The organism is Pseudomonas sp. PONIH3 (genome assembly GCF_002934345.1).
Lineage (GTDB): Bacteria > Pseudomonadota > Gammaproteobacteria > Pseudomonadales > Pseudomonadaceae > Aquipseudomonas > Aquipseudomonas soli.
Genome location: NZ_CP026386.1, coordinates 2924093 through 2947762 on the forward strand (window position 1 = coordinate 2924093; position 23670 = coordinate 2947762).

Annotated in this window: 27 protein-coding genes and 4 pseudogenes; 15 read left to right on the forward strand and 16 right to left on the reverse strand. The window is 56.4% G+C overall.

Annotated features, from left to right (window positions below; all coding sequences use genetic code 11):
• Positions 1-322: 322 nt before the first annotated feature.
• Together C3F42_RS13520 and C3F42_RS13525 are read right to left on the reverse strand one after the other, a co-directional pair.
• Positions 323-1690, reverse strand: a complete 1368-nt coding sequence (locus C3F42_RS13520) for a heavy metal sensor histidine kinase (RefSeq protein ID WP_269451244.1) — start codon at positions 1688-1690, stop codon at positions 323-325.
• A 38-nt stretch (positions 1691-1728) separates the two neighbouring features.
• The gene (locus C3F42_RS13525; protein ID WP_059183361.1) at positions 1729-2406 is read right to left on the reverse strand and encodes a heavy metal response regulator transcription factor; all 678 of its coding nucleotides are present in this window, start codon (positions 2404-2406) and stop codon (positions 1729-1731) included.
• A gap of 194 nt (positions 2407-2600) precedes the next feature.
• Here C3F42_RS13525 and C3F42_RS13530 point away from each other — a divergent pair, with 194 nt between their 5' ends.
• From C3F42_RS13530 to C3F42_RS13560, 7 genes are all read left to right on the forward strand, one after another.
• Positions 2601-2960, forward strand: a complete 360-nt coding sequence (locus C3F42_RS13530) for a co-regulatory protein PtrA N-terminal domain-containing protein (protein ID WP_059183362.1) — start codon at positions 2601-2603, stop codon at positions 2958-2960.
• A gap of 192 nt (positions 2961-3152) precedes the next feature.
• Positions 3153-3359, forward strand: coding sequence for a co-regulatory protein PtrA N-terminal domain-containing protein (locus C3F42_RS13535; RefSeq protein ID WP_059183363.1), 207 nt, complete (start codon positions 3153-3155; stop codon positions 3357-3359).
• A 183-nt stretch (positions 3360-3542) separates the two neighbouring features.
• A complete protein-coding gene (locus tag C3F42_RS13540; protein WP_099430455.1) occupies positions 3543-5552 on the forward strand; it encodes a copper resistance system multicopper oxidase in 2010 nt (669 codons plus the stop codon).
• A gap of 14 nt (positions 5553-5566) precedes the next feature.
• Positions 5567-5884, forward strand: a complete 318-nt coding sequence (locus tag C3F42_RS13545; protein WP_225876663.1) for a hypothetical protein — start codon at positions 5567-5569, stop codon at positions 5882-5884.
• Positions 5874-6950 carry a copper resistance protein B gene (locus tag C3F42_RS13550; RefSeq protein ID WP_059183366.1) on the forward strand — a complete coding sequence of 359 codons (1077 nt, stop codon included), beginning with the start codon at positions 5874-5876 and terminating at the stop codon, positions 6948-6950. Before C3F42_RS13545 ends, C3F42_RS13550 begins: the two co-directional genes overlap by 11 nt.
• A 9-nt stretch (positions 6951-6959) precedes the next feature.
• Positions 6960-7742: a cytochrome c gene (locus tag C3F42_RS13555; RefSeq protein WP_059183367.1), complete on the forward strand. Its 783-nt coding sequence runs from the start codon at positions 6960-6962 to the stop codon at positions 7740-7742.
• Complete coding sequence (locus tag C3F42_RS13560; RefSeq protein ID WP_059183368.1) at positions 7732-8187, forward strand: DUF411 domain-containing protein; 456 nt, start codon at positions 7732-7734, stop codon at positions 8185-8187. Before C3F42_RS13555 ends, C3F42_RS13560 begins: the two co-directional genes overlap by 11 nt.
• A 68-nt stretch (positions 8188-8255) precedes the next feature.
• Here the strand turns inward: C3F42_RS13560 and C3F42_RS13565 are convergent, their stop codons facing one another.
• Positions 8256-8588, reverse strand: a complete 333-nt coding sequence (locus C3F42_RS13565) for a DUF2790 domain-containing protein (RefSeq protein WP_059183369.1) — start codon at positions 8586-8588, stop codon at positions 8256-8258.
• A gap of 169 nt (positions 8589-8757) precedes the next feature.
• Between C3F42_RS13565 and C3F42_RS13570 the strand changes: the two are divergent.
• A pseudogene (locus C3F42_RS13570) lies at positions 8758-9513 on the forward strand (NAD(P)-binding domain-containing protein); the annotation flags it as partial.
• Positions 9514-9536: 23 nt separating this feature from the next.
• Here the strand turns inward: C3F42_RS13570 and arsJ are convergent.
• The 8 genes and pseudogenes from arsJ to C3F42_RS13610 all read right to left on the reverse strand — a co-directional run bounded on the left by arsJ (position 9537) and on the right by C3F42_RS13610 (position 15400).
• A complete protein-coding gene (gene arsJ, locus C3F42_RS13575; RefSeq protein ID WP_059183370.1) occupies positions 9537-10769 on the reverse strand; it encodes an organoarsenical effux MFS transporter ArsJ in 1233 nt (410 codons plus the stop codon).
• Positions 10770-10778: 9 nt separating this feature from the next.
• Positions 10779-11783, reverse strand: a complete 1005-nt coding sequence (locus C3F42_RS13580; protein ID WP_049274266.1) for an ArsJ-associated glyceraldehyde-3-phosphate dehydrogenase — start codon at positions 11781-11783, stop codon at positions 10779-10781.
• A gap of 32 nt (positions 11784-11815) precedes the next feature.
• Positions 11816-12319 (reverse strand): cyclin-dependent kinase inhibitor 3 family protein, encoded by a 504-nt coding sequence (locus C3F42_RS13585; protein WP_059183371.1) that lies wholly within the window; start codon positions 12317-12319, stop codon positions 11816-11818.
• A 12-nt stretch (positions 12320-12331) separates the two neighbouring features.
• The gene (gene arsH / locus C3F42_RS13590) at positions 12332-13048 is read right to left on the reverse strand and encodes an arsenical resistance protein ArsH (RefSeq protein ID WP_059183372.1); all 717 of its coding nucleotides are present in this window, start codon (positions 13046-13048) and stop codon (positions 12332-12334) included.
• A 3-nt stretch (positions 13049-13051) separates the two neighbouring features.
• On the reverse strand, positions 13052-14113 hold the full coding sequence (gene arsB / locus C3F42_RS13595) for an ACR3 family arsenite efflux transporter (RefSeq protein WP_059183373.1): 1062 nt from the start codon (positions 14111-14113) through the stop codon (positions 13052-13054).
• An 18-nt stretch (positions 14114-14131) separates the two neighbouring features.
• Positions 14132-14602: an arsenate reductase ArsC gene (locus C3F42_RS13600; RefSeq protein ID WP_059183374.1), complete on the reverse strand. Its 471-nt coding sequence runs from the start codon at positions 14600-14602 to the stop codon at positions 14132-14134.
• 20 nt (positions 14603-14622) lie between these two features.
• Entirely contained in the window at positions 14623-14979 is a 357-nt protein-coding gene (locus C3F42_RS13605; protein ID WP_019752756.1) for a metalloregulator ArsR/SmtB family transcription factor, read from the reverse strand.
• An 8-nt stretch (positions 14980-14987) separates the two neighbouring features.
• Positions 14988-15400, reverse strand: a pseudogene (locus C3F42_RS13610) (arsenate reductase ArsC).
• Positions 15401-15516: 116 nt separating this feature from the next.
• On the opposite strand from C3F42_RS13610, the gene C3F42_RS13615 reads away from it, so the two are divergent.
• Positions 15517-15855 carry a helix-turn-helix transcriptional regulator gene (locus tag C3F42_RS13615; RefSeq protein ID WP_028692330.1) on the forward strand — a complete coding sequence of 113 codons (339 nt, stop codon included), beginning with the start codon at positions 15517-15519 and terminating at the stop codon, positions 15853-15855.
• A gap of 44 nt (positions 15856-15899) precedes the next feature.
• Positions 15900-16172, forward strand: coding sequence for an FAD-dependent oxidoreductase (locus C3F42_RS29920; protein ID WP_225876737.1), 273 nt, complete (start codon positions 15900-15902; stop codon positions 16170-16172).
• Here the strand turns inward: C3F42_RS29920 and C3F42_RS13620 are convergent.
• Positions 16078-16572: pseudogene (locus C3F42_RS13620) on the reverse strand (arsinothricin resistance N-acetyltransferase ArsN1 family A); the annotation flags it as partial. The gene C3F42_RS29920 and the pseudogene C3F42_RS13620 sit on opposite strands and share 95 nt — an antisense overlap.
• A 618-nt stretch (positions 16573-17190) precedes the next feature.
• Here C3F42_RS13620 and C3F42_RS13630 point away from each other — a divergent pair.
• The gene (locus tag C3F42_RS13630; protein ID WP_225876664.1) at positions 17191-17625 is read left to right on the forward strand and encodes an ATP-binding protein; all 435 of its coding nucleotides are present in this window, start codon (positions 17191-17193) and stop codon (positions 17623-17625) included.
• Positions 17626-17779: 154 nt separating this feature from the next.
• Here C3F42_RS13630 and istB read toward each other — a convergent pair whose 3' ends face one another.
• From istB to C3F42_RS13650, 3 genes are all read right to left on the reverse strand, one after another.
• Positions 17780-18520 (reverse strand): IS21-like element helper ATPase IstB, encoded by a 741-nt coding sequence (gene istB / locus C3F42_RS13640; protein ID WP_064491510.1) that lies wholly within the window; start codon positions 18518-18520, stop codon positions 17780-17782.
• The gene (gene istA, locus C3F42_RS13645) at positions 18517-20037 is read right to left on the reverse strand and encodes an IS21 family transposase (protein ID WP_081273177.1); all 1521 of its coding nucleotides are present in this window, start codon (positions 20035-20037) and stop codon (positions 18517-18519) included. Before istA ends, istB begins: the two co-directional genes overlap by 4 nt.
• Before the next feature lie 110 nt (positions 20038-20147).
• Positions 20148-20396: a hypothetical protein gene (locus C3F42_RS13650; protein WP_256586302.1), complete on the reverse strand. Its 249-nt coding sequence runs from the start codon at positions 20394-20396 to the stop codon at positions 20148-20150.
• Between the two features lie 85 nt (positions 20397-20481).
• Here C3F42_RS13650 and C3F42_RS13655 point away from each other — a divergent pair, with 85 nt between their 5' ends.
• From C3F42_RS13655 to C3F42_RS29925, 4 genes and pseudogenes are all read left to right on the forward strand, one after another.
• On the forward strand, positions 20482-20769 hold the full coding sequence (locus C3F42_RS13655) for a helix-turn-helix domain-containing protein (protein ID WP_049696551.1): 288 nt from the start codon (positions 20482-20484) through the stop codon (positions 20767-20769).
• A gap of 321 nt (positions 20770-21090) precedes the next feature.
• Positions 21091-21357, forward strand: coding sequence for an antitoxin Xre/MbcA/ParS toxin-binding domain-containing protein (locus C3F42_RS30275; protein WP_082421436.1), 267 nt, complete (start codon positions 21091-21093; stop codon positions 21355-21357).
• 58 nt (positions 21358-21415) lie between these two features.
• The gene (locus tag C3F42_RS13665) at positions 21416-22015 is read left to right on the forward strand and encodes a DUF6088 family protein (protein WP_082421440.1); all 600 of its coding nucleotides are present in this window, start codon (positions 21416-21418) and stop codon (positions 22013-22015) included.
• A pseudogene (locus C3F42_RS29925) lies at positions 22016-22165 on the forward strand (IS3 family transposase); the annotation flags it as partial. It abuts the gene before it with no gap.
• A gap of 74 nt (positions 22166-22239) precedes the next feature.
• On the opposite strand, the gene gmtY reads toward C3F42_RS29925, so the two are convergent.
• Entirely contained in the window at positions 22240-23601 is a 1362-nt protein-coding gene (gene gmtY, locus C3F42_RS13670) for a gamma-mobile-trio recombinase GmtY (protein ID WP_082421435.1), read from the reverse strand.
• Positions 23602-23670 lie beyond the last annotated feature (69 nt).

Sequence of the window (23670 nt, forward strand, 5' to 3'; positions counted from 1 at the left end):
CGACGGGACGTGGAGTGGCGAAGGTGAGTGCGGGCTCGACCATGCTGACCTGCAGTGTGCTTGCAGTTCTACATTCCTGACCGACTTTACAGGCTTTGGATGAGTGTTGGTTGGGCTCTCCGTTGTCTTGATCCTGGCAACAATCGTGGTCCATGCCTGCCATCATATCCATGCCCTGAGACTGCATCGGGCATGGTTCTATGGGTGAGTCGATTCCCGCCATCCCATGGAGAGGAAGCGCGCCCACGAGCATCAACATAGTTAGCAGTCGTAGGAATCGAATCATGATGGTCGAGTGTAGGCCAAAGCGGTTAGCGCAACATTAACGACGCGTGCGATTGTTAGCCGTTCGGTGCGCGGCAGGAAAAACGAAATTGAATGCTGTAACCCCTTCGGACGAGGTGCACCAGACTTTTCCATCATGTGCTTTGACGATGGAGCGGGTAATGGCCAGACCAAGCCCTGCATTGCTAGGTCCTCCTTCTCGCCTTGCCGGATCGGCCCGGTAGAAGCGATCAAAAATCTTGTTGATGTGTTGCGTGTCAATGGCGGACCCGCCGTTTTTGATCGTGAGGGTTACCTTGTCTGCTGCTTGCTGAATTTCTACCGAGATCTCGCTCCCGTCCGGCGTGTATCGCACGGCATTCGAGAGAACGTTGGATACAGCTCGATCAATCATGAGCCTGTCTCCGGAGATGATGCCTTTCCCTTGAAGCGTGAGGCGTATGTCGCGATCGTCGGCCAGCAACTGGTAGTACTCGAAGAGTTTGGCAACAAGGTCATGAAGCTGGATGTCCACCTGCTCAGGGATGATGAGGCCGTTGTCTGACTTGGCGAGGAAGAGCATGTCATCGATCATGCGTGACATCCGCTTCAGATCTTCCAGGTTTGAATACAGGTTCTCTTCATACGCGTCGACATCGCGCTTCCGGGACAGCACCACTTCGGTGTGCGTTAACAGGTTACTGACAGGCGTTCGCAACTCATGCGCGATATCGGCTGAGAAATTTGATAGACGAACGAAGGCATCTTCCAGGCGTGCGAGCATCCCGTTGAAGGACAAGATCAGTGTTTGCAGTTCGAGTGGTACAGGCTCCAGCGGGATTCGCTCTTGAAGTGACCTGGCAGATATGGACGTCGCAACCTTCGTAATTTGTTCGACGGGGCGTAGGCCACTTTTCGCGACCAGCCAGCCTATACCAGCACTGACCAACGCACTAATAACCAAACCAATCGCAAACCACCGCTGGAGGGTTTCGAAGAAGTGCGCATGGCTGGTGATATCCAGCATCAGCATGACGGTGCCGAGAGCTGGTTGGCCCTGGATCGCAACGTCAGCGGTGATACCGCGGAAATTATGGTATTCGTCCTGCCATTCCCACACCTCTTCCTTGTCAGCGCGCTTGTAGTGGTCTGGAATTTGTACGGCTTTGAGATCTGAAAATAGTACCTCACCCTGTGAGGTCAGCACCTCTGCCGTCAGATCCTGATGAGCACCCAGCAATGCGCGGAGTTGTGGTCTCAACTCTTCCATTCCCGTTCCAGGTGCCTGGATTGACAGAATGTGTCTCGTTGACTCCAGCTTCTCGGACAGCGCTTGTTCATCGAGCATGCGGAAGTGATGCTGGCTCAGCATGTTGAAGCTGATGCCCGCGACCACAAGAACAGCAATGACCGCGAACATGATCATCAGAGTCAGGCGCTTTACGAGCGAGGACCGGGACAAAATCACTCCGGGGCATCCATCATGTAGCCCATTCCTCGAGCTGTGTGAATGAGCTTAGGAGCAAAGTCATCATCAATCTTTGCCCGTAGCCGTCGTATCGCAACCTCGATCACATTGGTGTCGCTGTCGAAATTCATGTCCCACACCTGGGAAGCAATCAGAGATTTGGGGAGCACTTCACCACGCCGGCGCATCAAAAGTTCCAGAAGTGAAAACTCTTTAGCAGTAAGGTCCATTCGCTTGCCACCTCGAGTAGCTCTTCGTTTGAGGAGGTCTACCTCAAGATCCGCCATTCTCACAGTGGTCTGGGCTGCTGTGCTGGTGCCCCTGCGTAGTAAAGTCCGCACACGAGCGAGCAGTTCTGAGAAAGCAAAGGGTTTGATCAGGTAGTCATCGGCTCCCAGCTCAAGGCCCTTCACTCGATCATCCACCCCATCTCTGGCAGTCAGAAACAATACAGGGACGTCTTTGCCGGCTGCGCGGACCATTCGCAAGACTTCCCATCCTTCTAGCCCCGGCATCATCACGTCGAGTATCAGCAGGTCATAGCTTTCGCTCAGTGCATGTTGAAGGGCATCGGTACCCGTGAGGACCCGGTCAACAGTGAATCCCGCCTCTGCAAGGCCCTGTTGTAAATAAGCACCGGTTTTCGGTTCATCCTCAGCTACGAGTAGTTTCATGTGCTCAGCCTTCAAAAGGTGTACACACCCAGTGTGCAGCAAAAAAGTGAGCAAACCAGAAGCTGACGTAAAAGTAATGTTGGGATCAGCCAGCTGTCAGGGCCTGCCGTCTACGGTCATTGAAGACGGGCATTGCAGTCACGCCTGCCGTTATCGGTAGCAATGGTTTCAAACCACCTGATGGAGATAGTCCCGTGAAATCGATCAGACTTTTGCTTGTGGCTACATCTATGCTGCTGTCGTCGGCCGTTTTTGCTGAAGGTGGGAGCGATCGAGCAATAGAGCGGATGCAGCAGCTTCGCGACAAAGCCGAAGCAGTTCTGGTGAGGGCTGAAAAAGCTGAGCCCGGCCAACGACATGTGCATATGAAAGAGCACATGTCCATGCTTAAGGACCTGATGGGCCAATTGCACCAAGATCACCCCAAAGCGGGTATGTCCAAAGAAGATCACCTGGCGTGGATGGAGAAACACGACAAGATGGTTGATGACGTACTCAGTCAAATGGTTCGTGAACACAAATTGATGATGGCGGACAAGGAGTGTCATCCATAGCCCAGGATTCGTGGCCGTTCCCCCTCTGCTCCTTTGGCCTATCGGCGCCCACACGGCGCCGTTTTTTTTGTGGGCCGCATGAAGCTGACGGAACTGTAATGCCGAGCTCAGCTTTCTGAAAGCGCAGCCTGGCTAATGTGACCCCAAGCCTGAACTCCATGGGCCGCACAGTAATCCGCCGAGGAACAACAGATGAACTCGATCAAAGCTCTCGTAATGGTTATCACTTTTGGAATGGCTGGCCTTGCTCTGGCTGAAGGTGGTGGCGACCGTACCTTTGCGAAAATGGAGGCTGCCCGCCAAACCGCCACTGAGGCGTATCAGCTTGCACAGCAGAAGACCGACAAGGCGCCGATGGCAAGCCAAAGCCATAAACACGGGCAGCATGAGAACTGCTAATCCGAGCTTACAGAAATGTAATCACTCGGGAATCTTTTATGTGGCAGTTTCAAATCGCTTTCTCCCACTGTGGCTTGCGCTTTCGAGCAAGTCCATAAGACTTGTGGGACCCCCAAGGAAGCCGGGTCTGCGATCGAGCGGCCCGGATATCAGCGAATTATCTGACTGACTGGACACTACGGCATGCACAGCAAAACCACGAGACGATCTTTCGTCAAAGGCCTGGCCGCTACTGGACTACTGGGTGGACTGGGCATGTGGCGCGCGCCGGTCTGGGCTGTGACCAGCCATGGCCAACCGAATGTTCTGACAGGCACCGATTTTGATCTCTACATCGGTGAGCTACCGGTCAACATCACCGGAGCAACTCGCACAGCCATGGCAATCAATGGATCGTTGCCGGGGCCGATCCTTCGTTGGCGGGAGGGAGACACAGTCACGCTCCGCGTACGCAACCGCTTGAAACAGGACACTTCTATCCATTGGCACGGCATCATCCTGCCAGCGAACATGGATGGTGTGCCTGGTCTGAGCTTTCATGGCATCGCACCCGATGGCATGTATGAGTACAAGTTCAAGGTCCATCAGAACGGTACCTACTGGTACCACAGCCACTCCGGGCTCCAGGAGCAGGTCGGGGTGTATGGCGCCCTAGTCATCGACGCGAAAGAGCCTGAGCCGTTCACCTATGACCGGGACTACGTGGTCATGCTCAGCGACTGGACGGATGAAGACCCTGCACGTGTGCTGTCCAAGCTCAAGAAGCAGTCTGACTACTACAACTACCACAAGCGCACCGTGGGCGACTTCGTCAACGACGTAGGCGAGATGGGATGGTCGGCTGCGGTGGCGGATCGGAAAATGTGGGCTGAGATGAAAATGAGCCCTACCGACCTCGCTGACGTAAGTGGTTACACCTACACCTATCTGATGAACGGCCAGGCCCCGGACGGTAACTGGACGGGCGTGTTCAAACCGGGCGAGAAAATCCGCCTGCGCTTCATCAACGGCTCGGCCATGACGTATTTCGATGTGCGAATTCCCGGCCTGAAGATGACGGTTGTCGCAGCGGATGGGCAGCATGTCAAACCCGTTGCGGTCGACGAGTTCCGCATCGCCGTTGCCGAAACCTACGACGTAATTGTTGAGCCGGAAGACGAGCAGGCTTACACCATTTTTGCTCAATCCATGGATCGCACAGGCTACTCCAGAGGCACTTTAGCCCTTCGCGAAGGTATGCAAGCTGCAGTTCCGGCAGTTGATCCTCGCCCTCTCATTTCAATGAGCGATATGGGTATGGATCACGGCAGCATGGCTGGCATGGACCACGGCAAGATGGCTGGGATGGACCAAGGCAGCATGGCTGGCATGGACCACAACAAAATGGCTGGGATGGACCAAGGCAGCATGGCCGGTATGGACCACAGCAAAATGGCTGGGATGGACCAAGGCAGCATGGCCGGTATGGACCACAGCAAAATGGCTGGGATGGATCAAGGCAGCATGGCCGGTATGGACCACAGCAAAATGGCTGGGATGGATCAAGGCAGCATAGCTGGTATGGACCACAGCAAAATGGCAGGGATGGACCAAGGCGGCATGGCCGGCATGGACCACAGCAAGATGGCTGGTATGGACCACGGCAGCATGGGAGACATGGGCGGCGCCATGCAGTCTCACCCAGCCTCAGAAACTAATAACCCCTTGGTCGACATGCAGACTATGAGTCCAACGCCCAAGTTGGACGATCCGGGAATCGGCCTGCGCAACAATGGACGACGTGTCCTGACGTATGCGGATCTGCGCAGCACGTTCATTGATCCAGATGGACGTGAACCAGGGCGCACCATCGAGCTGCATCTCACAGGCCATATGGAGAAGTTCGCCTGGTCCTTTGACGGCGTCAAATTCTCCGATGCTGAAGCCCTGCGCCTCAAGTATGGCGAGCGTCTGCGAATCACGTTGGTCAACGACACCATGATGACTCACCCCATCCACCTCCACGGAATGTGGAGCGATCTGGAAGATGAGGAGGGTAATTTCATGGTTCGAAAACACACCATCGACATGCCTCCAGGCTCAAAACGAAGCTACCGAGTAACCGCGGATGCTTTGGGCCGTTGGGCCTACCACTGCCACCTACTGTTCCATATGGAAATGGGCATGTTCCGAGAAGTCCGCGTGGACGAATGAACTGGAGATCCAAGATGAGCAAACCAATGAAGCGAAACGCCTTTTTCCTTTCTGCTGCGATGGCTGGTCTGTTTGCTGTTTATGCTCCTTCGTCGTGGTCCAGCGACAATCATGAACAGCACACCCAGAAGTCTGCCGATGCCGCGAAATCGAAGGGTTCTCAGGGCATGGATCATGACTCGATGAAGGGTATGGATCATGGCTCCATGAAGGGTATGGACCACGACAGCATGAAAGGTATGGACCATGGCTCGATGGAAGGTATGGATCACAGCAAAATGATGGAATCGCATGGCAGCGATAACGCTAAGGCAGGGAAAGATGACCAATAGCCTGGTACGACCATCGCTGCTGGCATTGACCGTTTCATTCAGCTTGCTGGGTGCTGCGCCCAGCTTTGCTGCTGAGGAGATGGACCATTCGGCAATGGGGCACGGAGCCATGGAAATGGATTCCGCTCCGTCGGCTGACCCGATGCCAGGCATGGACCACGCTCAGATGGGCGCGAGCAAGCAGCAGAAGAAAGCCGCGCCCGTTGATCACAGCAAAATGAAACACAGTCAACCTGCGGCCAAACCTGCACACATGGACCACAGCAAGATGGACCATGGCAGCATGCAGGGGATGGACCATGGGGCCATGGATCACTCGATGATGAACCATGGCTCTGATGCCCCAACGACGACTAGCCGTACTCCGATACCTGTGCTGACGGATGCTGATCGCCAAGCTGCCTTTCCTCCGTTGGGCGGGCATCAGATGCACGACAGCGCGATCAACAGCTTCTTCCTGCTAGATAAGCTTGAGTACCAGGATGCAGACGAAGGCAGCGCGCTGGCTTGGGAAGCCTCTGGATGGGTTGGCGGCGATATCAACCGGCTGTGGATCCGCTCCGAAGGTGAGCGGACGAATGGCGTCACCGAGGACGCAGAGTTGCAGCTTCTGTATGGGCGATCCATTAGCACATGGTGGGATGTGGTCGCTGGGGTGCGCCAGGATTTCCAACCAGGATCTCCACAGACATGGGGAGCTTTTGGTATCCAGGGCATGGCGCTCTATGACTTCGAAGCCGAAGCCACAGCGTTCATCGGTGAGAATGGCCAGACAGCTGCTCGGCTAGAGGGCGAATACGACATTCTCCTGACCAATCGCCTGATCCTGCAGCCAACCGCTGAAGCCAATTTTTATGGCAAAAACGATCCCGAGCGCGGGGTGGGTTCTGGCCTGGCAAACACCGAAGTCGGTCTGCGCTTAAGGTATGAGATCGTGCGCCAGTTCGCACCCTACGTCGGCGTCACCTGGAGCCGCTCCTACGGCAAAACGGCAGACCTGATCCGCGATGAAGGCGGGGATGTCGATGAAGCGCGTTTCGTTGCCGGCATTCGGATGTGGTTTTGAGAGCCTGACATGAAGAGAACAATTACAACGTTGGTAGCAGCAGGCGCCGTGGGTAGTGCGGCGGCGTTGGGGGCCGCGTATTTTGGCCTGGTCAACGTCGGTGCTGATGATCCTCACTTCCCAGCCGTGCATGCTTTCCTCGCCATGGCGCGGGATCGCTCCATTGAAGTGCGCGCACGGGACATCGAGGTACCGAACCTAAAGGATGAAACCCTTATCCGTACAGGTGCCGGTAACTACAATGCGATGTGCATTGGCTGCCACCTCGCCCCTGGGGTGGATAAAACCGAGCTCAGCCAAGCGCTTTATCCGGCACCGCCCAATCTTGCCAAGATTGGTTCAAGCAATAACCCCGCAGCGGCCTTCTGGACCATTAAACACGGTATCAAGGCTACCGGCATGCCCGCTTGGGGCAAGAGCATGGGTGACCAGTACATCTGGGGTATTGTCGCTTTCCTTGAGCAAATGCCGCAGATGAACGCAGAGCAGTACAAGGCCCTGGTAACAACCAGTGGCGGCCACCAGCACGGTGGTGGGGAAAGTGAGATGCACAACCATGAGGGCCAGCATGGCGGCAATGAGCCAGACCATCATGGCAAGGTTTCCTCTGAGGCAGGGCACCACGATATGGAGCAGTCAGAGGCTCATCACTCACACTCGGCAGATTCCGAGGGTCACGAATCTGAGGGCGGCCATCATGATGCTACCGAGTCCTCTAGTGATCAGAATTCCAAACCAGGTTCGAAGACGCACACACACAAAGATGGAAAGGTACACACCCATGAAGGCTAACAGCCGCTTTCTCAGGTTGGCCGCCTTCGCGGCATTCATCGCGCTGCCGCCAGTCTACGCAGCCGTACCGACCACGATTGATGTTCATCGGGATGCCAATTGCGGCTGCTGTAAAAAGTGGATCGCACACTTGGAACAAAATAGCTTCAAGGTCATTGACCATGTTGAAACCGACATGAGTGCTGTAAAACAGAGCCTTGGGGTCGCACCGCGTTTGGCTTCCTGTCACACGGCAGTGATTGATGGGAAGTTTGTCGAAGGACACGTGCCAGCTGAGCAGGTTCGTGAGCTGGCAAACAGAGATGATCTGATCGGTGTCGCCGTCCCAGGTATGCCGGCAGGCTCCCCAGGTATGGAAGTGGATGGTGTCACTCATGCATACCAAGTCATCGGTTTCAACAAGAGCGGGCAGGATGTAGTGGTTGCGGAGTATCCAGGCCACTGATCGACAGTTTTCCCAACGCAAACGGCGCTTTTAAAGGCGCCGTTTTAGTTTGAATAGAGTTCAAGAGCTCAGTTCTGGCCGCGGCAATTGATGCCAGCTGCGCGGTATTCGAGAATGTTGAGCTTGCCTGTCGAGTCTTCATAGGTCATTTGCGCAGGCATCACATCACAGCTTCCCCGGTTTGAGGTCACAGCAATCACTTTTGCTACATCGAGCTCCATGCCGTAGCGGTAGTGGACTACCTCTGGGGGATTTTTACCGATGGAGGCTGCGTATGCGCGCATGGCCTGCTCATTCGCCTGAATCATTTTCCCGTGCAGGCGGTCGGACCCGCCCTCAGCCATCGCGGCCGAGGAAGCCATCAGAATCAGTATGGCGGCAACGCCGTTGAGAGCTTTCATGTTCGTCACTCCGATTTGGTGTGATTGAATCTTAGGGGGCAGCACCTGTCTCTCGGGTGATCTGTGGATTACATCTTTGTCAGTCGGCAAGCGGTGTCGAACGGCATTCTCTGAGAGCTGGTGAAAGGCCAGAAAAGCTCATTCCCTGGGCGCAGCATAGATCCTGGGTGAGCGCCTCGTCAGTGCCTTGCGTGTGCATTCCGAGCACGGGTATTGGGATGCCAAAGCAGTGGTCAGTGCCACGGGCACCTGGAGCAACCCTAATATCCCTGCTTATCCCGGTGCCGAGCTGTTCCGTGGTCAGCAGCTGCATTCAGCTCATTATGTTGAGCCGCTGGCCTTCTCGGGTAAGCGAGTACTGATCGTCGGTGGAGGTAACTCCGGGGCACAGATTCTCGCTGAGGTTTCCCAAGTAGCGGATGCGACCTGGGTAACGCCCACCGAGCCACTCTTCCTGCCTGATGATGTGGATGGTCGAGTGCTGTTCGAACGGGCGACAGAGCGCTGGAAAGCGCAGATGGAGGGCCGTGTGATTGAGCAGCCAGTCGGTGGGCTGGGCGATATCGTGATGGTCCCGGCTGTGGTCGAGGCGCGTGAGCGAGACGTTCTGCACGCTGTGCGGCCCTTCGTTCGTTTCACCCCCGACGGTGTGGTTTGGGCGGACGGCTCGGAGACCGCGGTCGATGCGGTGATCTGGTGCACCGGATTCAAGCCGGCGCTGGGGCACTTGGCGAGCCTCGGGGTAGTCACGGGTGACGGACGCGTCGAAGTTTCAGGTACACGGTCAGTGAATGAGCCTGCCCTTTGGCTGGTGGGTTATGGCGAGTGGACAGGCTCTGCATCCGCGACCTTGATCGGGGTGACACGCACAGTCCGCAGCACTGTTGTTGAGATCGAGCAGTTTATGGTGAAAGCGGAGGCTTGAGTGCATCCGCTCTTCCCCTGTGCTCAGTGGGTCTGCTGCGCCATTTCGCTGTGTCTGGGCAACCCGAGCGAGATGAGCGCGGCAGCCAATACGAAGATGCTGGAAACCCACAGGCAGGCCTGCAAACCGTAGGCTTGGAACACCCAGCCTGACAGCAGTGTACCGACCAGCCGCCCCAGGGCGTTGGACATGTAATAGAACCCTACATCCAGGGAGACGCCGTCTTCCTTGGCATAGCTGACGATCAGGTAGCTGTGCAGCGAGGAGTTCACCGCGAACAGCACACCGAACAGCATCAGCCCACCGAGCAGCACCACCTGGGCCGACCAGCCTGCCGATAGGCCCACGGCAATGAGCGCAGGCAGTCCCGCCAGGGCGATCGCCCAAATGAAGGCCGCTCGACCGTCCGGCACGTGACCGCGCTTCTTACCGGTGATGTGAGGAGCAAACGACTGGACGATGCCGTAGCCAATGATCCACGCGGCGAGGAAGCCGCCGACCAGCCAGAAGTCCCAGCCAAACGCGGTGCTCAGGTACACCGGCAGCGCCACGACGAACCAGACGTCCCGGGCACCAAAGAGAAACAGCCGTGCGGCCGAGAGGATGTTGATGGCTCGGCTCTTGGACAGCATGTCGCGGAACTTGGGTTTGGCCTTGGCTTTGCCCAAGTCCTTTTTCAGCAGCACCAGACTGCCAATCCAGATCAGGGCCAGTACTGCCGCCATGGCCAGCACCGCCAGGGTGAAGCCGAGCAACGCGAGCAGTGCTCCGCCGAGGAAAAAGCCCACGCCTTTGAGCGCGTTCTTCGAGCCCGTCAGGATGGCCACCCATTTGTAGAGCGTCCCCTGTTGGCTGTCCGGTACCAGGAGCTTGATGGAGCTCTTGGCGCTCATCTTGTTCAGGTCCTTGGCGATGCCGGACAGCGCCTGAGCGGCCATCACCCACGGCACCGTAAGCCAGGCTGCCGGCACTGTGAGCATCAGCAGTGCAAAGACCTGCATGCCCAAGCCGATGTTCATGGTGCGGTTGAGTCCCAGGCGGGCGCCGAGGTAGCCACCCACCAGGTTGGTGATCACGCCGAACACTTCGTAGAACAGGAACAGCGCGGCGATCTGCAGCGGCGTGTAGCCCAGCGAATGGAAGTGCAGTACCACCAACATGCGCAACGCGCCGTCGGTGAGGGTGAAGGCCCAGTAGTTGCCGGTAACCAGCAGGTACTGACGCACTTCCGCAGACAGGGCTGACAACGCCTTCATGATCGCTGTTTACTCCGCTGCGCCGACCAGGCGGGCCAGTTCCGCTGCACGGTTGGCGTAGCCCCATTCGTTGTCATACCAGGCGTAGAGCTTCACCTGGGTGCCATTGACCACCAAGGTCGACAGTGCGTCGATGATCGAGGAGCGCGGATCGGTGCGATAGTCGATGGACACCAAGGGGCGCTCTTCGTAGCCCAGGATGTCTTTCAACGGGCCTTCGGCCGCCGCCTTCAGCAGAGCGTTGACCTCTTCAGCCGTTGTCTCACGTTCCACTTCGAACACGCAGTCGGTCAGCGAGGCGTTGGCCAGCGGTACGCGCACGGCGTGACCATTCAACTTGCCGCGCAGCTCGGGGAAGATCTCGGCGATCGCAGTAGCCGAGCCCGTGGTGGTTGGGATCAGGCTCATGCCAGAGGCACGGGCGCGGCGCAGGTCCTTGTGCGGCGTATCGAGGATGCTCTGGGTGTTGGTGAGGTCGTGGATGGTGGTGATCGATCCGTGGCGGATGCCAAGGTTCTCGTGAATCACCTTGACCACCGGGGCCAGGCAGTTGGTAGTGCAGGAGGCGGCGGTAACGATGCGATGCTGCGCCGGGTCGAACAGGTGCTGGTTGACGCCCATCACCACGTTCAGTGCGCCTTTCTCCTTCACTGGAGCGCAGACCACCACACGTTTGACGCCCTGATCCAGGTAGGCCTGGAGCACGGCTACCGACTTCATCTTGCCGCTGGCCTCGATGACCAGGTCGCAGCCTGACCAGTCGGTGTCGGCGATGGTCTTGTTCGCGGTGACCTGAATGCGCTTGCCATCGATCACCACCGTACTGCCCTCAGCACGGGCTTCACGGAGCCAGCGGCCGTGGACCGAGTCGAAGTTGATCAGGTGGGCATGGGTCTCGGCGTCGCCGGCCGGGTCATTGATCTGCACAAACTCGAACTCTGGCCAGTCCCAAGACGCGCGCAGCGCCAAGCGACCGATACGGCCAAACCCATTGATACCTACTTTGATAGCCATGTTCTTGTTCTCGGGTCGCGATTAGCGAAGGGTCAGAGGGTAACGCTGAACTGGTTGATGTAGCCGACGTGCGCAGGGTTCTGAATTGCACGTGGACGCAGGGCCTGGACCTGGGAAACAGCTTCCTGCACAGGGATGCCGCACTCGATCATCAGGCGGGCGGCAAACAGGCCGGTGCGGCCAGAGCCGCCCTTGCAGTGAATGGCGATCGTCTTACCGGTCACCACCAGCTCTTTCAGGCGTTCCCGGTGAGTTTCCCAGGCAGCAGCAAACGGCTCACCGGGTGCTTCGTCGTCTTCGACCGGCAGGTGGAACCATTCGAGGCCCAGCAGTTGGCACTCCTCGGGAAGCAGATCGATCTCGTTCTGCAGCAGTTCTTCACTCGGCATCAGGGTTACCAGCGCGCTCGCGCCGGCATCGCGCAGCGTTGCCAGAGCCTGAGATACCGATGTCTCCTTGGTACCTGGGCACGGAGTGAAGATCAGCTGGCCGACCAGTTCGGAATTAGCCAACACGGAATACGGGTGCAATTGCATGCTCACAAAGCCTCAAATGGATCGTTGATTGACACGCTTGGATAGTTCTTCAGCCGACTCTTTACGTTCGGAGTAGCGATCGACCAGATAGTCGGAGCGATCACGAAGCAGCAGGGTGAACTTCACCAGCTCCTCCATCACGTCGACGACACGGTCGTAGTACGAAGAGGGTTTCATGCGACCCGCCTCGTCGAATTCCAGGTAGGCCTTCGGCACGGACGACTGGTTAGGGATGGTGAACATGCGCATCCAGCGGCCGAGGACGCGCAGCTGGTTGACCACGTTGAACGACTGCGAGCCACCGCAGACCTGCATCACCGCAAGGGTTTTGCCTTGGGTCGGGCGCACGGCGCCCATGCTCAGTGGAATCCAGTCGATCTGCGATTTGAACACGCCAGTCATTGCGCCGTGGCGTTCTGGCGAGCACCAGACCATGCCTTCCGACCACAGCACCAGGTCGCGCAGCTCCTTGACCATGGGGTGGTCATCGGGCACGTCATCCGCCAGCGGCAGCCCGGTCGGATTGAATATCCGCGTCTCGGCACCGAAGTGTTCCAGCAGGCGTGCAGCTTCTTCCGTCAGCAGGCGGCTGAAGGAGCGTTCGCGGGTCGATCCGTACAGCAGCAGGATGCGAGGCTTATGGGTGGACTTTTGCTCGACTGCCAGCTTGTCTGCTGTCGGCAGTTCGACCAGATCGTTGTCGATGTTGGGGATGTGGTGTTCGGTCATGATTTACTCCTGAGACAAGGCGCCAGATGGCTGATCGAACCAGCGGCGCTTGAGCCACAAGGCCACGCCCACCAGGGAGATCAGTACCGGCACTTCCACCAAGGGCCCGATGACGGTGGCAAACGCGACCGGCGAGGCAAGACCGAAGGTGGCGATGGCCACGGCAATGGCCAGTTCAAAATTGTTACTCGCTGCGGTGAACGCCAGAGCAGTGGTACGTGGGTAGTCAGCTTCCAGCAGCTTGCCCATCCAGAAGCTGATGAAGAACATCACCACGAAGTAGATAGTCAGCGGGATAGCGATGCGCAGCACATCCAGCGGCAGTTGCAGCACCATGTCGCCTTTCAGGCTGAACATGGCCACGATGGTCAGCAGCAACGCCAAGAGCGTCAGCGGGCTGATCCTCGGAATGAAGCGCTCCTGGTACCAGGTCTCGCCCTTGCTGCTGATCAGAATCTTGCGGGTCAGGAAGCCGGCCAGGAACGGGATGCCCAGGTAGATCAGTACCGATTGGGCGATGTCGAGGAAGCTGGTCTCGATGACGCTACCCTCAAGGCCAAACAGAGGTGGCAGCAGGCCAAGGAAGATCCAGGCGTACACGCTGAAGAACAGGATCTGGAAAATGCTGTTGAAGGCGACCAGGCCCGCCACGTACTGGTTGTTGCCACCGGCGATCTGGTTCCACACCAGCACCATGGCGATGCAGCGCGCCAAGCCGATGAGGATCAGGCCAGTCATGTACTCAGGCTTGTCGGAAAGGAACACTACTGCCAGCCCGAACATCAGTACCGGGCCGATTACCCAGTTCTGGACCAGCGACAGCACGAGGATGCGCTTGTCCTTGAAAACCTGAGGCAGTTCCTCGTATTTCACCTTCGCCAGCGGCGGGTACATCATGACGATGAGGCCAATCGCGATGGGGATGTTTGTCGAGCCTACCGACAGGCTATTCAGCCACGCAGGCAATCCCTGGAACAGGCTGCCCAGACCAATGCCCAGGCCCATGGCCAGAAAGATCCAGACCGTCAGGTAGCGGTCTAGGAATGAAAGTCGGCTTTTGCTCATGGTGGATCTCCCTAAACGTCAGAGCGTTCCGATGCGGGCCAGCTCGACCTTGAGCTGGGCGGCATCCATTTGGTCGAAAGGCAGTGCGATGAATGCCTTGAGGCGTCGCTTGATCTGTTCAAGCGTGTTGTCGAATGCCGCGTCCAGCTCGGCGGCACTACCGTGCAAATCCGAAGGGTCAGAAAGTCCCCAGTGGGCTTTCACTGCTGGTCCGAAGAACACGGGGCAGGCTTCGCCAGCGGCCTTGTCGCAGACGGTGATGACGAAGTCCGGTGCCAGCTCGGCGTGTGCATCGCTGGATTTGCTGCTGAGGCCATCGGTGGAAATACCGGCGCGCTGCAGCGCGGAGATGGACAGCGGATGTACCTCGCCCTTGGGCTGGCTTCCGGCGCTGTAGGCCTTCATGCCGGCCGGAGCCAGGTGATTGAAAACAGCCTCGGAGAGGATGCTGCGGCAGCTATTGGCGGTGCAGAGGAACAGAACTTTCATCGGCTTTTGCTCGGCAGTAATCAGCAGCAGGTAGCAGCACGCTGTGGGCGGTCACCCATGGCGTCCAGTCGAGTGGAACTGCTGTTCAGCCACTCGCTGTTGGCCTCCAGCGTCGTTTTCAGGATCTCGCGTACCCAGGCGGGCAGCTCTGGATGCAGCCGGTAATAAACCCATTGGCCCTGGCGGCGGTCTGCCAGCAGGTCACAGGTGCGTAATTGCGCCAAGTGGCGGGAAACCTTGGGCTGGCTTTCTTCCAGCGCACAGGTCAACTCACAGACGCAGAGCTCTTCCTCGCGGGCGATCAGCAGCATCATCCGAATGCGGTTCTCGTCGGCGAGGCATTTGAAAACCTTGGTAGGGGTCAGTGGATCAGTCATAACGATTCTCAGTGTTTGGTTTTCACGAAGACGAACATCTTGATGCGCTCATGGATCTCGTGAAGCGTATGGCGGAAGGCATCGTGCTTGTCGCTGGTGACCGGATCTTCAAAGTGCCACGCCAAGCGCTCGCCCAATGCCGGTAGTAACTGGCACTCCAGCGCCGCCTTGTCGCAAAGGGTGATGAGGTAGTCGAAGTGTTCGCCGGCGAACTCATCGATGGACTTGCTGCGCGGCCGCTGGCATCGATACCGAGGTGCTCAAGCGCCGCGAAGGTACGCGGATCTACTTCGCCAGGCTGAGTGCCGGCGCTGAATGCTTCAAAGCGCACAGGGTCTGTGTGTCGGAGCAATGCTTCGGCGAGCTGGGAGCGAGCAGCGTTTGCGGTGCAAACAAACAGGACGCGGATCTTGCCAGTCATCGCGAGGTACTATGCATGTATATGATTTTTCGAATATACGCTTTTCCGAATGTATCGCAACCCCTCCGGTGATGGGTGGCTTTACATGTGCATATTCGTGCACATATATTGGCGGCATGACGACCAACCAGAACCTCCGCACCCAAGCCATCGACGCTGCCATCGAGTCGCTGGACGAAGCCTTCTTCAAAGCACTCTGCGAGCCCTCCAGGGTCGCGGTGTTCAAGCGCGTGCTCCTGCTGGGCCGGGCGGATGTCGGCGAAATCGCTAAAGAGCTGCCGCAGGAGCGCTCGGTGGTCTCCAGGCACCTGCAGGTGCTGCACGATGCCCAGATCGTGAAAGCCACCAAGGTGGGCAGGCAGGTGTTCTACGAAGTGAATGGTGGGGCGATCGTCGAGCGCCTTGAGGGCCTGCTCCAGCGAACCAAGGGTCTGGTTTCGCTGTGCTGCCCGTAGCTCGTGCCCTTTTTTTGTCCTGATATATGCTTGAGTGCGCACATATGAATAAATCGAGTCGCGCGGTGGATGTGATCGTCATCGGTGGTGGGCAAGCGGGCTTGGCGCTTGGCTGGCATTTACAGCAGCACGGCTTGGACTTTCTGATCCTAGATGAGCAGACGCGCCCAGGCGGAAACTGGCGCAAGTACTACGACAGCCTGCTGCTTCGTCATCTGGAACGGGTTGGTTCGACGGAAACACCCGCTCAACGATCGCGCAATCCAGCCAACGGCCTTCAAGACAAGCGTGCTTCTCATAGACGCCAACCGTCCTGAAACCGCAGGACTGACAGAGCGCGAGGCTCGCCTCGTTGAAGGTGAAAATGCGGGAGAGGACTTTCCAGAAGCCGCGTGCCTCAGCCTCACTGAGCAATGCCTTGAGCAGCGCCTTGCCGATGCCACGTCCGCGGACGTCACGGCCCAGATAGATCGAGAAGTCGGCGATGCCGGCGTAGCACGAACGCGCGCGGTAGCTGCTCAGGTTTGCCCACGCCACTACCGCACCGTCGACCTCGACGACCAGCACCGGATGGCGAGACATGTCGGCCACCCAGGGCTGCACATCCATGGCGCTGCGTGGTTGGGTCTCGAACGTAGAGCTGCGGTCTTCGATCCCCTGGTTGTAGATCTCGGCAATGGCCTGGACATCGCTGAGTTGAGCAAGGCGAATGTGCATCTGGCTTCCTTTCGCGGGAACTAGTGGTTAGAGGGCTGGGTTTTTCTTTCGGCAACTGCTTATTCACCCCCCGGCCTACTTGCACTGTACAACGCGGGAGTGGGGTTTTCACATTTCGGCGGCGACTCGCCGAGAATCAGTACTTGCTAGGGATGTTCGCAACCAACAAATTGGCTGGGGGAAACCGTTCGACTCGCTCCTCCTTGATGCAGTCCCACGCCCATTTATGTAGCGATGCGCTGCGCAGGAAATCACCTACCAATTCGATAGGAATCTGGTCTTCGTCGACAGCAAGTTTGTAACTAGGCTGCATGGCATAGCACACGTCCATTCACATTCGACCACTAAGCAACTGGTTAATTACCTTCACCCGCTGAGTCCAGGTCAAACGCTGCTTTCTACGCTTCGAGTTCTGATAGACCATCAAATTTAGGTGGAGAGACGCATGTATATATGCACCTATGCAAATACGCTGAACATTTTGAGCTCTGAACGACTGCGGTCAATCATTCGCAACGAGTCTGATTTGCGCCCAATGCCCAGAAAATCTGCACCGCTGATTGAGCACGACAACATTTGCGGCGCTCAGTATTACGCGTCTCAAGGAGATGAACTGCCATGAAAACGATCGCTAACACAGCTGAAAGTTTGAGCAGCCTCGGGCTGAGCGAGATGGCTGAGGCATACGAGCGCCAGCTGGACGATCCGGCGCTGCTCGGTCAACCCTTCGAGACCCGCCTCGGCCTGATGATGGATGCGAAAAAAAGCGAGCGCGAAACCCGGAAAATTGAGCGCCTGCTCAAGGCGGCCAAGCTGCGAGAGACGCAGGCCACACTCGAAAACATTGAGTTCAAAGCATCGAGAGGCCTCGACCGAAACACCATCATGACACTCGGCGAGTGCGAGTGGCTCTACTCATCCACTCACGCGCATATCGCGATCAGCCGAAAAAATAATCTCTGTGACCTTGAGGTTCTCTCGATGAGGCGAGTGATGAATGCTGTAGCAAGCCCCGCCTACTACCTTGTAGATATAGCCCTCATCCGTTCCTGAGGCATCTTCAGCAATGCTCACTTCCTGAAGCGGTTCCATCACCCAGTCTTTCCCACCTCTCATGTGGCCAGGAGACATCAGATGTGCCTGCGCTGTCAATGGCCATTAATTTTGACCCACTTTTGGCCAATAGAATTGACCCACTTGCTCACCGCTAACCGCCGGTTTTCTGCTTCAAACGATAGCTCTCACCTCCCAGCATAAAGATGTGTGAATGGTGGATCACGCGGTCGATGATGGGCACGGCCACGTTGTCGTCATGGAAGAACTCGCCCCAGCTGGTGAAGTCCTTGTTGGTGGTCAGGATGACCGAGCGGTACTCGTACAGGTTGTTGATTAACTGGAACAGGTTGTACCGGGCTTGGCGCGTCATCGGCAGGTAGCCCAGCTCATCGATGATCAGCACGTCGTATTTGCTCAGCTGATTAAGGCGCTTCTTCAGCTCGCCCTTCATTTCCGCCAGCTCCAGATCCTCGACCAACGCCAGAGCCGTGCGGAACAGCACCTTGTAGCCCGCCTGAACCGCCTTGTGGCCAATCCCAATGGCCAAGTGGGTCTTGCCCACACCCGGTGGTCCGATGAACACCAGGTTGTCGCGGTTGTCGATAAAGCTGAAGTCCAGCAAGGTGCTGACCTGGCGCTTGGTGATGGTGGTCTGGTGCCGGTAATCGAAGGCCTCCAGATGCTTCTCCGAGGGGAACTGCGCCTGCTTGAGGTTGCGGCTTACGCGGCTACTGGAGCGGGCGTTAAGCTCATGCTCGACCAGTGACTGGGCGAAGCTCAGGTAGGACAGTTCATTGGCTTCGGCTCTGGCCAGCAGGGTGGCCAGCTCACCCGCGGTCGCGCTGAGGCGCAGGCTTCGGTACTGCGCGATAGTGCTGTCGAGCAGGCTCATTGGGTCACCCCGTGGCCAGTCGACTGGCCAATGCGGGCATAAGCGTTCAGGTCGGCGTGACTAACCTGGCTACCGGCCTCTGGCGCATAGTCATGGTCGCCGATGATCCGGCCCCGCGCCTTGGCTTGCTGCCATGCTTCGAGGTAGCGCTTGAGCCCGGTGGCGGTCAGTTCACTGCGCTCGCACAACTCGCCGAGCAACGCCGTATCAACCGGCGCATGGGCCATGAGCAGGTCGCGTGCAGCAACCAGCTGATCCTTGTAGATACGCGGCGAAGTACGCTTGAGCAGTTGGCACAGGGTTGCCCCAAGGGCATCGGGCAGGATCGAGTCGATGCCGCGCTCCAGGTCGGTAATGCGCTGGGCATGGTCTCGGTAATGGTTGTTGTTCTTGATCATCCGGCCCTTGGCCTTGCACAGGTCATGGGTGGCTATGAGTTCACCGCTCTCCAGGTCATGGATCAGCAACTGGTTGTCCTGTGCGCTGACACCGACACGGGCTTGCTGCCAGGCCATGGGTACCGAGTACTTGTTGGCCTGCCATGAGATCAAGCCGGTCTTGTCGACCTTGCGGGTCTCCCTTGTCGGCGCCACGTGCAGCAGGTTCTGCGGGACGAGATAGGGCTTGAGCTGACTACGCTCCAGTGCCTCGAAATGCGCTCTTGGATGCTGCCCCGTCGTGCCGTGCACGCGTGCGTTGGCGACAGTCTCGAGCCAATCATTCAGGTGCTGTCGGACGGCGGCCTCGTCCTGGAAGTGCTCGCCGTAGAAGCAGTCACGCTTGACGTACTTGACCCCGGCCTCCACCTTGCCCTTGCTCTCCGGGTCATAGCCCTCGCAGGCATGGATGCGGTACCCGACGGTAGTCGCATACTGGTGGAAGCGCTGGTTCAGCGTCAGCTCACGGTACTGCTCGTTGATCACCACCATCTTGGTCTGATCGTAGATGCACTCCTCGGTGACGCCGCCGAAGTAGCGGAAGGCCTCGTCGTGCATCTGGATAAACCGTTCGGTATCCAGCGGCCGGAAGTTCAGACCGACATACATCAGCCGTGAACAGGACAGCACAAACACCACAAAATGAACGACACGCTCCAGGCCGCCAATCATGACGCCTCGCAGCTCACCGGGGTCGACCTGACACTGCACGCCAGGCACTGACTCAACGACCGGCTCGTAATAGCGCAACTGGCCACTGGCAACCTGCTGCTTGAGCGCTTGCACATAGCGGCGAATGCTCCGGTCTGACACCGCCAGCTCGGTGGTGCGCTCCCTCAGGCGACGGGCCAGCTTGACTGCGCTCAGGGCTGGAAACTGACCCAACTGATTAATCAGATAATCGCGGTGCTCGTCGAGCACCTTGGTGCGTGAAGGGTCAGCAATGGTAGCGCTGATCTGCATCTCATCCAGGTGGAGATACTTGCGTACGGTGTTCCGGGAAATCCCCAGCTCACGACTGATGGCACGGACCGACAGGCCTCGGCCCTGGTCATACAACCCCTTGATCTTGTGAATCACAACCCACTCCTTCAATGATCTGTCCCCGGCCTGTGCATAAGGCGGGTGACGCTACATGGTCGGTGGCCAATGCCACTATGGGTGGGTCAAAATTGTTGGCCAGAGGTGGGTCAGTTTAATTGGCCATTAACATGCGCGATCCATGAGCAGTCATCAAGCTCCGAAAGCATCTGTTTAAGTATCGGTACCGTGGGGATCATCAGCATGCTGCCCACGATGTCATCACCATAATCGCGCACGAGCTCCACGTAAAACCATGGATGGTGCAGTTCCAGCTCAATAAATTTCCAGCGGCGACTGGAAGGCTCTCCGAAAATGTCGGCTGAGCTGAGTTCGGCGTGCCTGTAGGTCTTGAACATCGAAAAATCCTCAAAATATTAACAATAGTTAATGGATGTCCGACGTTCAAGACGGCTTCATCATTCCTTTTGTAGGAATGAAAAAATGGAACTGAAACAGGCATTTGGGAAAGCAATGAGGCAGCTCAGAAAATCCCGCAACCTTAACCAAGAAGATTTCGGTGGCCACAGCAGCCAAACCTACCTCAGTCAACTGGAAGCCGGAGGAAAAGGCCCTACCCTCGAAATGGTGCATGGGCTCGCCTCTGCCATGAATGTTCATCCTTTGACGATCTTGACCCAGTGCTACCTTTTTATGGACAAGGATGCCACCCTGGATTCAATCATTCAGCGCGTTCGTGAGGAGCTCAGCGTGACGCCATCGGACCGATGAGGATGGGCATCTGCACCCTTCAGCATGGGCTGAGATGTCTTGTCTGATGCAACCAAATTCTGCGCTCCCTGACCCAGTGGCTGGGTTGCGCCTTGGCCCTACCTATGCGGGAAAGGAGATACATTGAAAGGCCGGCGGAAGGTAAAGACTGAGAAGTGGCGTATCAAGTCGGAACTGGAAGGCAGCGCCCAAGAGCTTTTGCGAGGGCGGGCACAGACACAAGGAAGGTTCCTCGATATAGCGGCACAAGCCGGCAAGAGAATGGAACCCGTTGGCCGACTTGCCGGTTGAGAGATACGCTTTCACATTTGAGGTGTGCAAATGAACGATTCTCAGATACTAGCGCTTTGCCCCAGTTCACCGCTGGAATGCTGGAGCATCGTCCACCGATGCTACAAGGGAAGGTGCGAGCAAATCCTGCACCTGGCGACGCGAGTGCTTGGCAGTCGAGTGCTCGCCGCGCAATGGCTATACAAACCAGCGATAGGGCTAAGTCATCAGGTACCTTGCATCATCATGGTAAGTCGATCGGGCTACCAGAAAGTGGTGACACTTCTAGGACGAATTGAACACGGCGTCTATGCTTAACGCCGCAAGGTTCCATGCCAGAGGACCTGTCCACTACTCGTCTGACATAGGTTTAGCTGTGTCTATCGCAGAGTCTATATCGAACCGAATCAAGCGTATGCCTAAGGGAAGGCCCTTTGTTAGATCCGTATTCGAGCGAGCCGGCTCTCGCTCCGCGGTAAACAAAGCTCTTTCTCGAATGGTGCTCAGGGGTTCCCTGGAGCGCGTTGCCCGCGGCGTTTACATGCGTCCCAAGCACAGCCAATACACGGGTAAAAGGGTTCGAGCCAACCCGCTTTCTGTATTGGAAGCCGTTGCTAGGGCAAGAGGCGAGATTATCCAGATCCATGGTGCAGAAGCTGTTCGTCGACTGGGGCTGAGTGTTCAGATGCAGGTCCTGCCTACTTACTACACCAGCGGGACGACACGTGAGATCAAGATCGGTAACGCGGTTGTTAGGCTGCGCCATGCGTCTCGCCAACGACTCCAGCAAGCTGGAACGCCAATAGGGACGGCCCTGACCGCTTTTTGGTATCTCGGAGAAAATGGGGTGGATGAACAGGTCGCGAGCAAGATTGTGAGCTCGCTCAGCGCTGAAGAGTTCAACAGGCTCATGGAATGCAAAATGCCTAAGTGGATGCGCTCAGCACTGGCCAACTGCGCTCGAAATGTGAACTGAAAAATTCTGAAGCGGGAGCGAATCCGACGAAAAATCTACGCAACGCATGACGAAGGCCGGAGTTGTATTTTCGATTACATGGAGATACTCATAAACGCCGGCACGGCATATATTATGCAACTGTCGCCAGCAGAGTACGAGAAACGCTAGATCCTGAGCTTAGAGAGCACCGAGGAAACTAGTGGCGACTCTAACCTAAATTGTCCCAGTAGACTCCGCACACCTTAATCGCCACTATCTGCATCGTGATGCTTGTATGCCATTTTCGATTCAAGAGCAGCCAGAGTTGCGCGAACCTGCGTTGATTTTGGCTGAGTATATACTCCACTTGATTCAATAGACGAGTGATGCATAGCTGACTTAATAGTAAGATCCGTGGCTCCGTCTGCGGCAAGTCGCTGCCCATAGGAATGCCTGTGTCCATGAGGGGTAGTACCTAACATTTTCTCACTGATCAACCCAATGCGCTTTACAGCCCCTCTATGTGCTTTCCTGTAGGCAGTATGTGAATACGGCTGCCCAAGTTTGTTAGTGAATGCATAAGGATGCTCTTGACCTAATGCAGGTTTCACTCTGTGCATGCAATGATACTCACTCCACAACTGCGCAAATACTTCTGCCTTGAATGCCGGATGAAAGAAAACCTCAAAACTCATTCGCTGACGGTCAGTAAACGCCCTTCCCTTCGCACCCAAAAATAGAGAATCCTGCGATTTGACCAGTAGATTTCTAGGAGTCAGCCCATACTTGTCACGCAGAAATGTTTGACGCTTCATCCGTTTTTTTCCAGGCGCTAATCCGAGTTGAGGATGATAAACTCGAACAACAACTTCACCTTTTTCAACTGTGACATCATCGCACCACAAGCTCAGCGCCTCAGATAACCTTAGCCCGCCATAATGCATGAGCATAGTGATTAAGATATCTCTGATACTGTATACATTCTTCCGAAGCTTGAACCCCTGCGCAAGAAAGGCATCAATCGATTCTTCAGGAAAATCTTTTGCAGGCTCTAGATCAAAGCTTATCATTGAAGTAGACCTGACCTCCCTACTCATTGAAAAATCAGGTGGCTTTATCCAAAGATGCGAAAGAAAGGCATTACTCTTCCGATGGACGTAAGCTGCCCAATTAAGTTTTTCCTCAGCACGATTCGCTTTGCGCCAAGTATTTAAAACCAATCCAGAATCTTCATTTAGCGCAGCCAGCCAGTCTGAAAATTGAGTAATCGCGGAAATAATCTTGGAGGCATCATCTGGCTGTCTTGGCTCCCACCACAATTCAGATGGATCGCATCCCCGCTCCACGGTACCACTATACAGTGAATTGGAAAACGATCTAAACAGCATTTGGGGAGAATCAAAAAACTGATGATTAGCTTCTACATATTCCAACAACAGCTGCACAGCAAAAGTCGTACTATCTTGCCATGACCTGCTCTTACGCCCATTCAAGTACATATAGTAAGCAAAATCCTTAAGTATCCCTTCATCTGTGATGATTACAGGCAACACCGGTCGAAAACCAGTCGCATCGAATCTCAGCGCTCTGTACTCACGATGGGATCGTTCGAAGAAAACAGCCATTTTGCTGACTCCGGAGATCAATGCAGTTGGAGAGCTTCGTTTTCACAGCATAGCTGAGCTCGGTCCAGT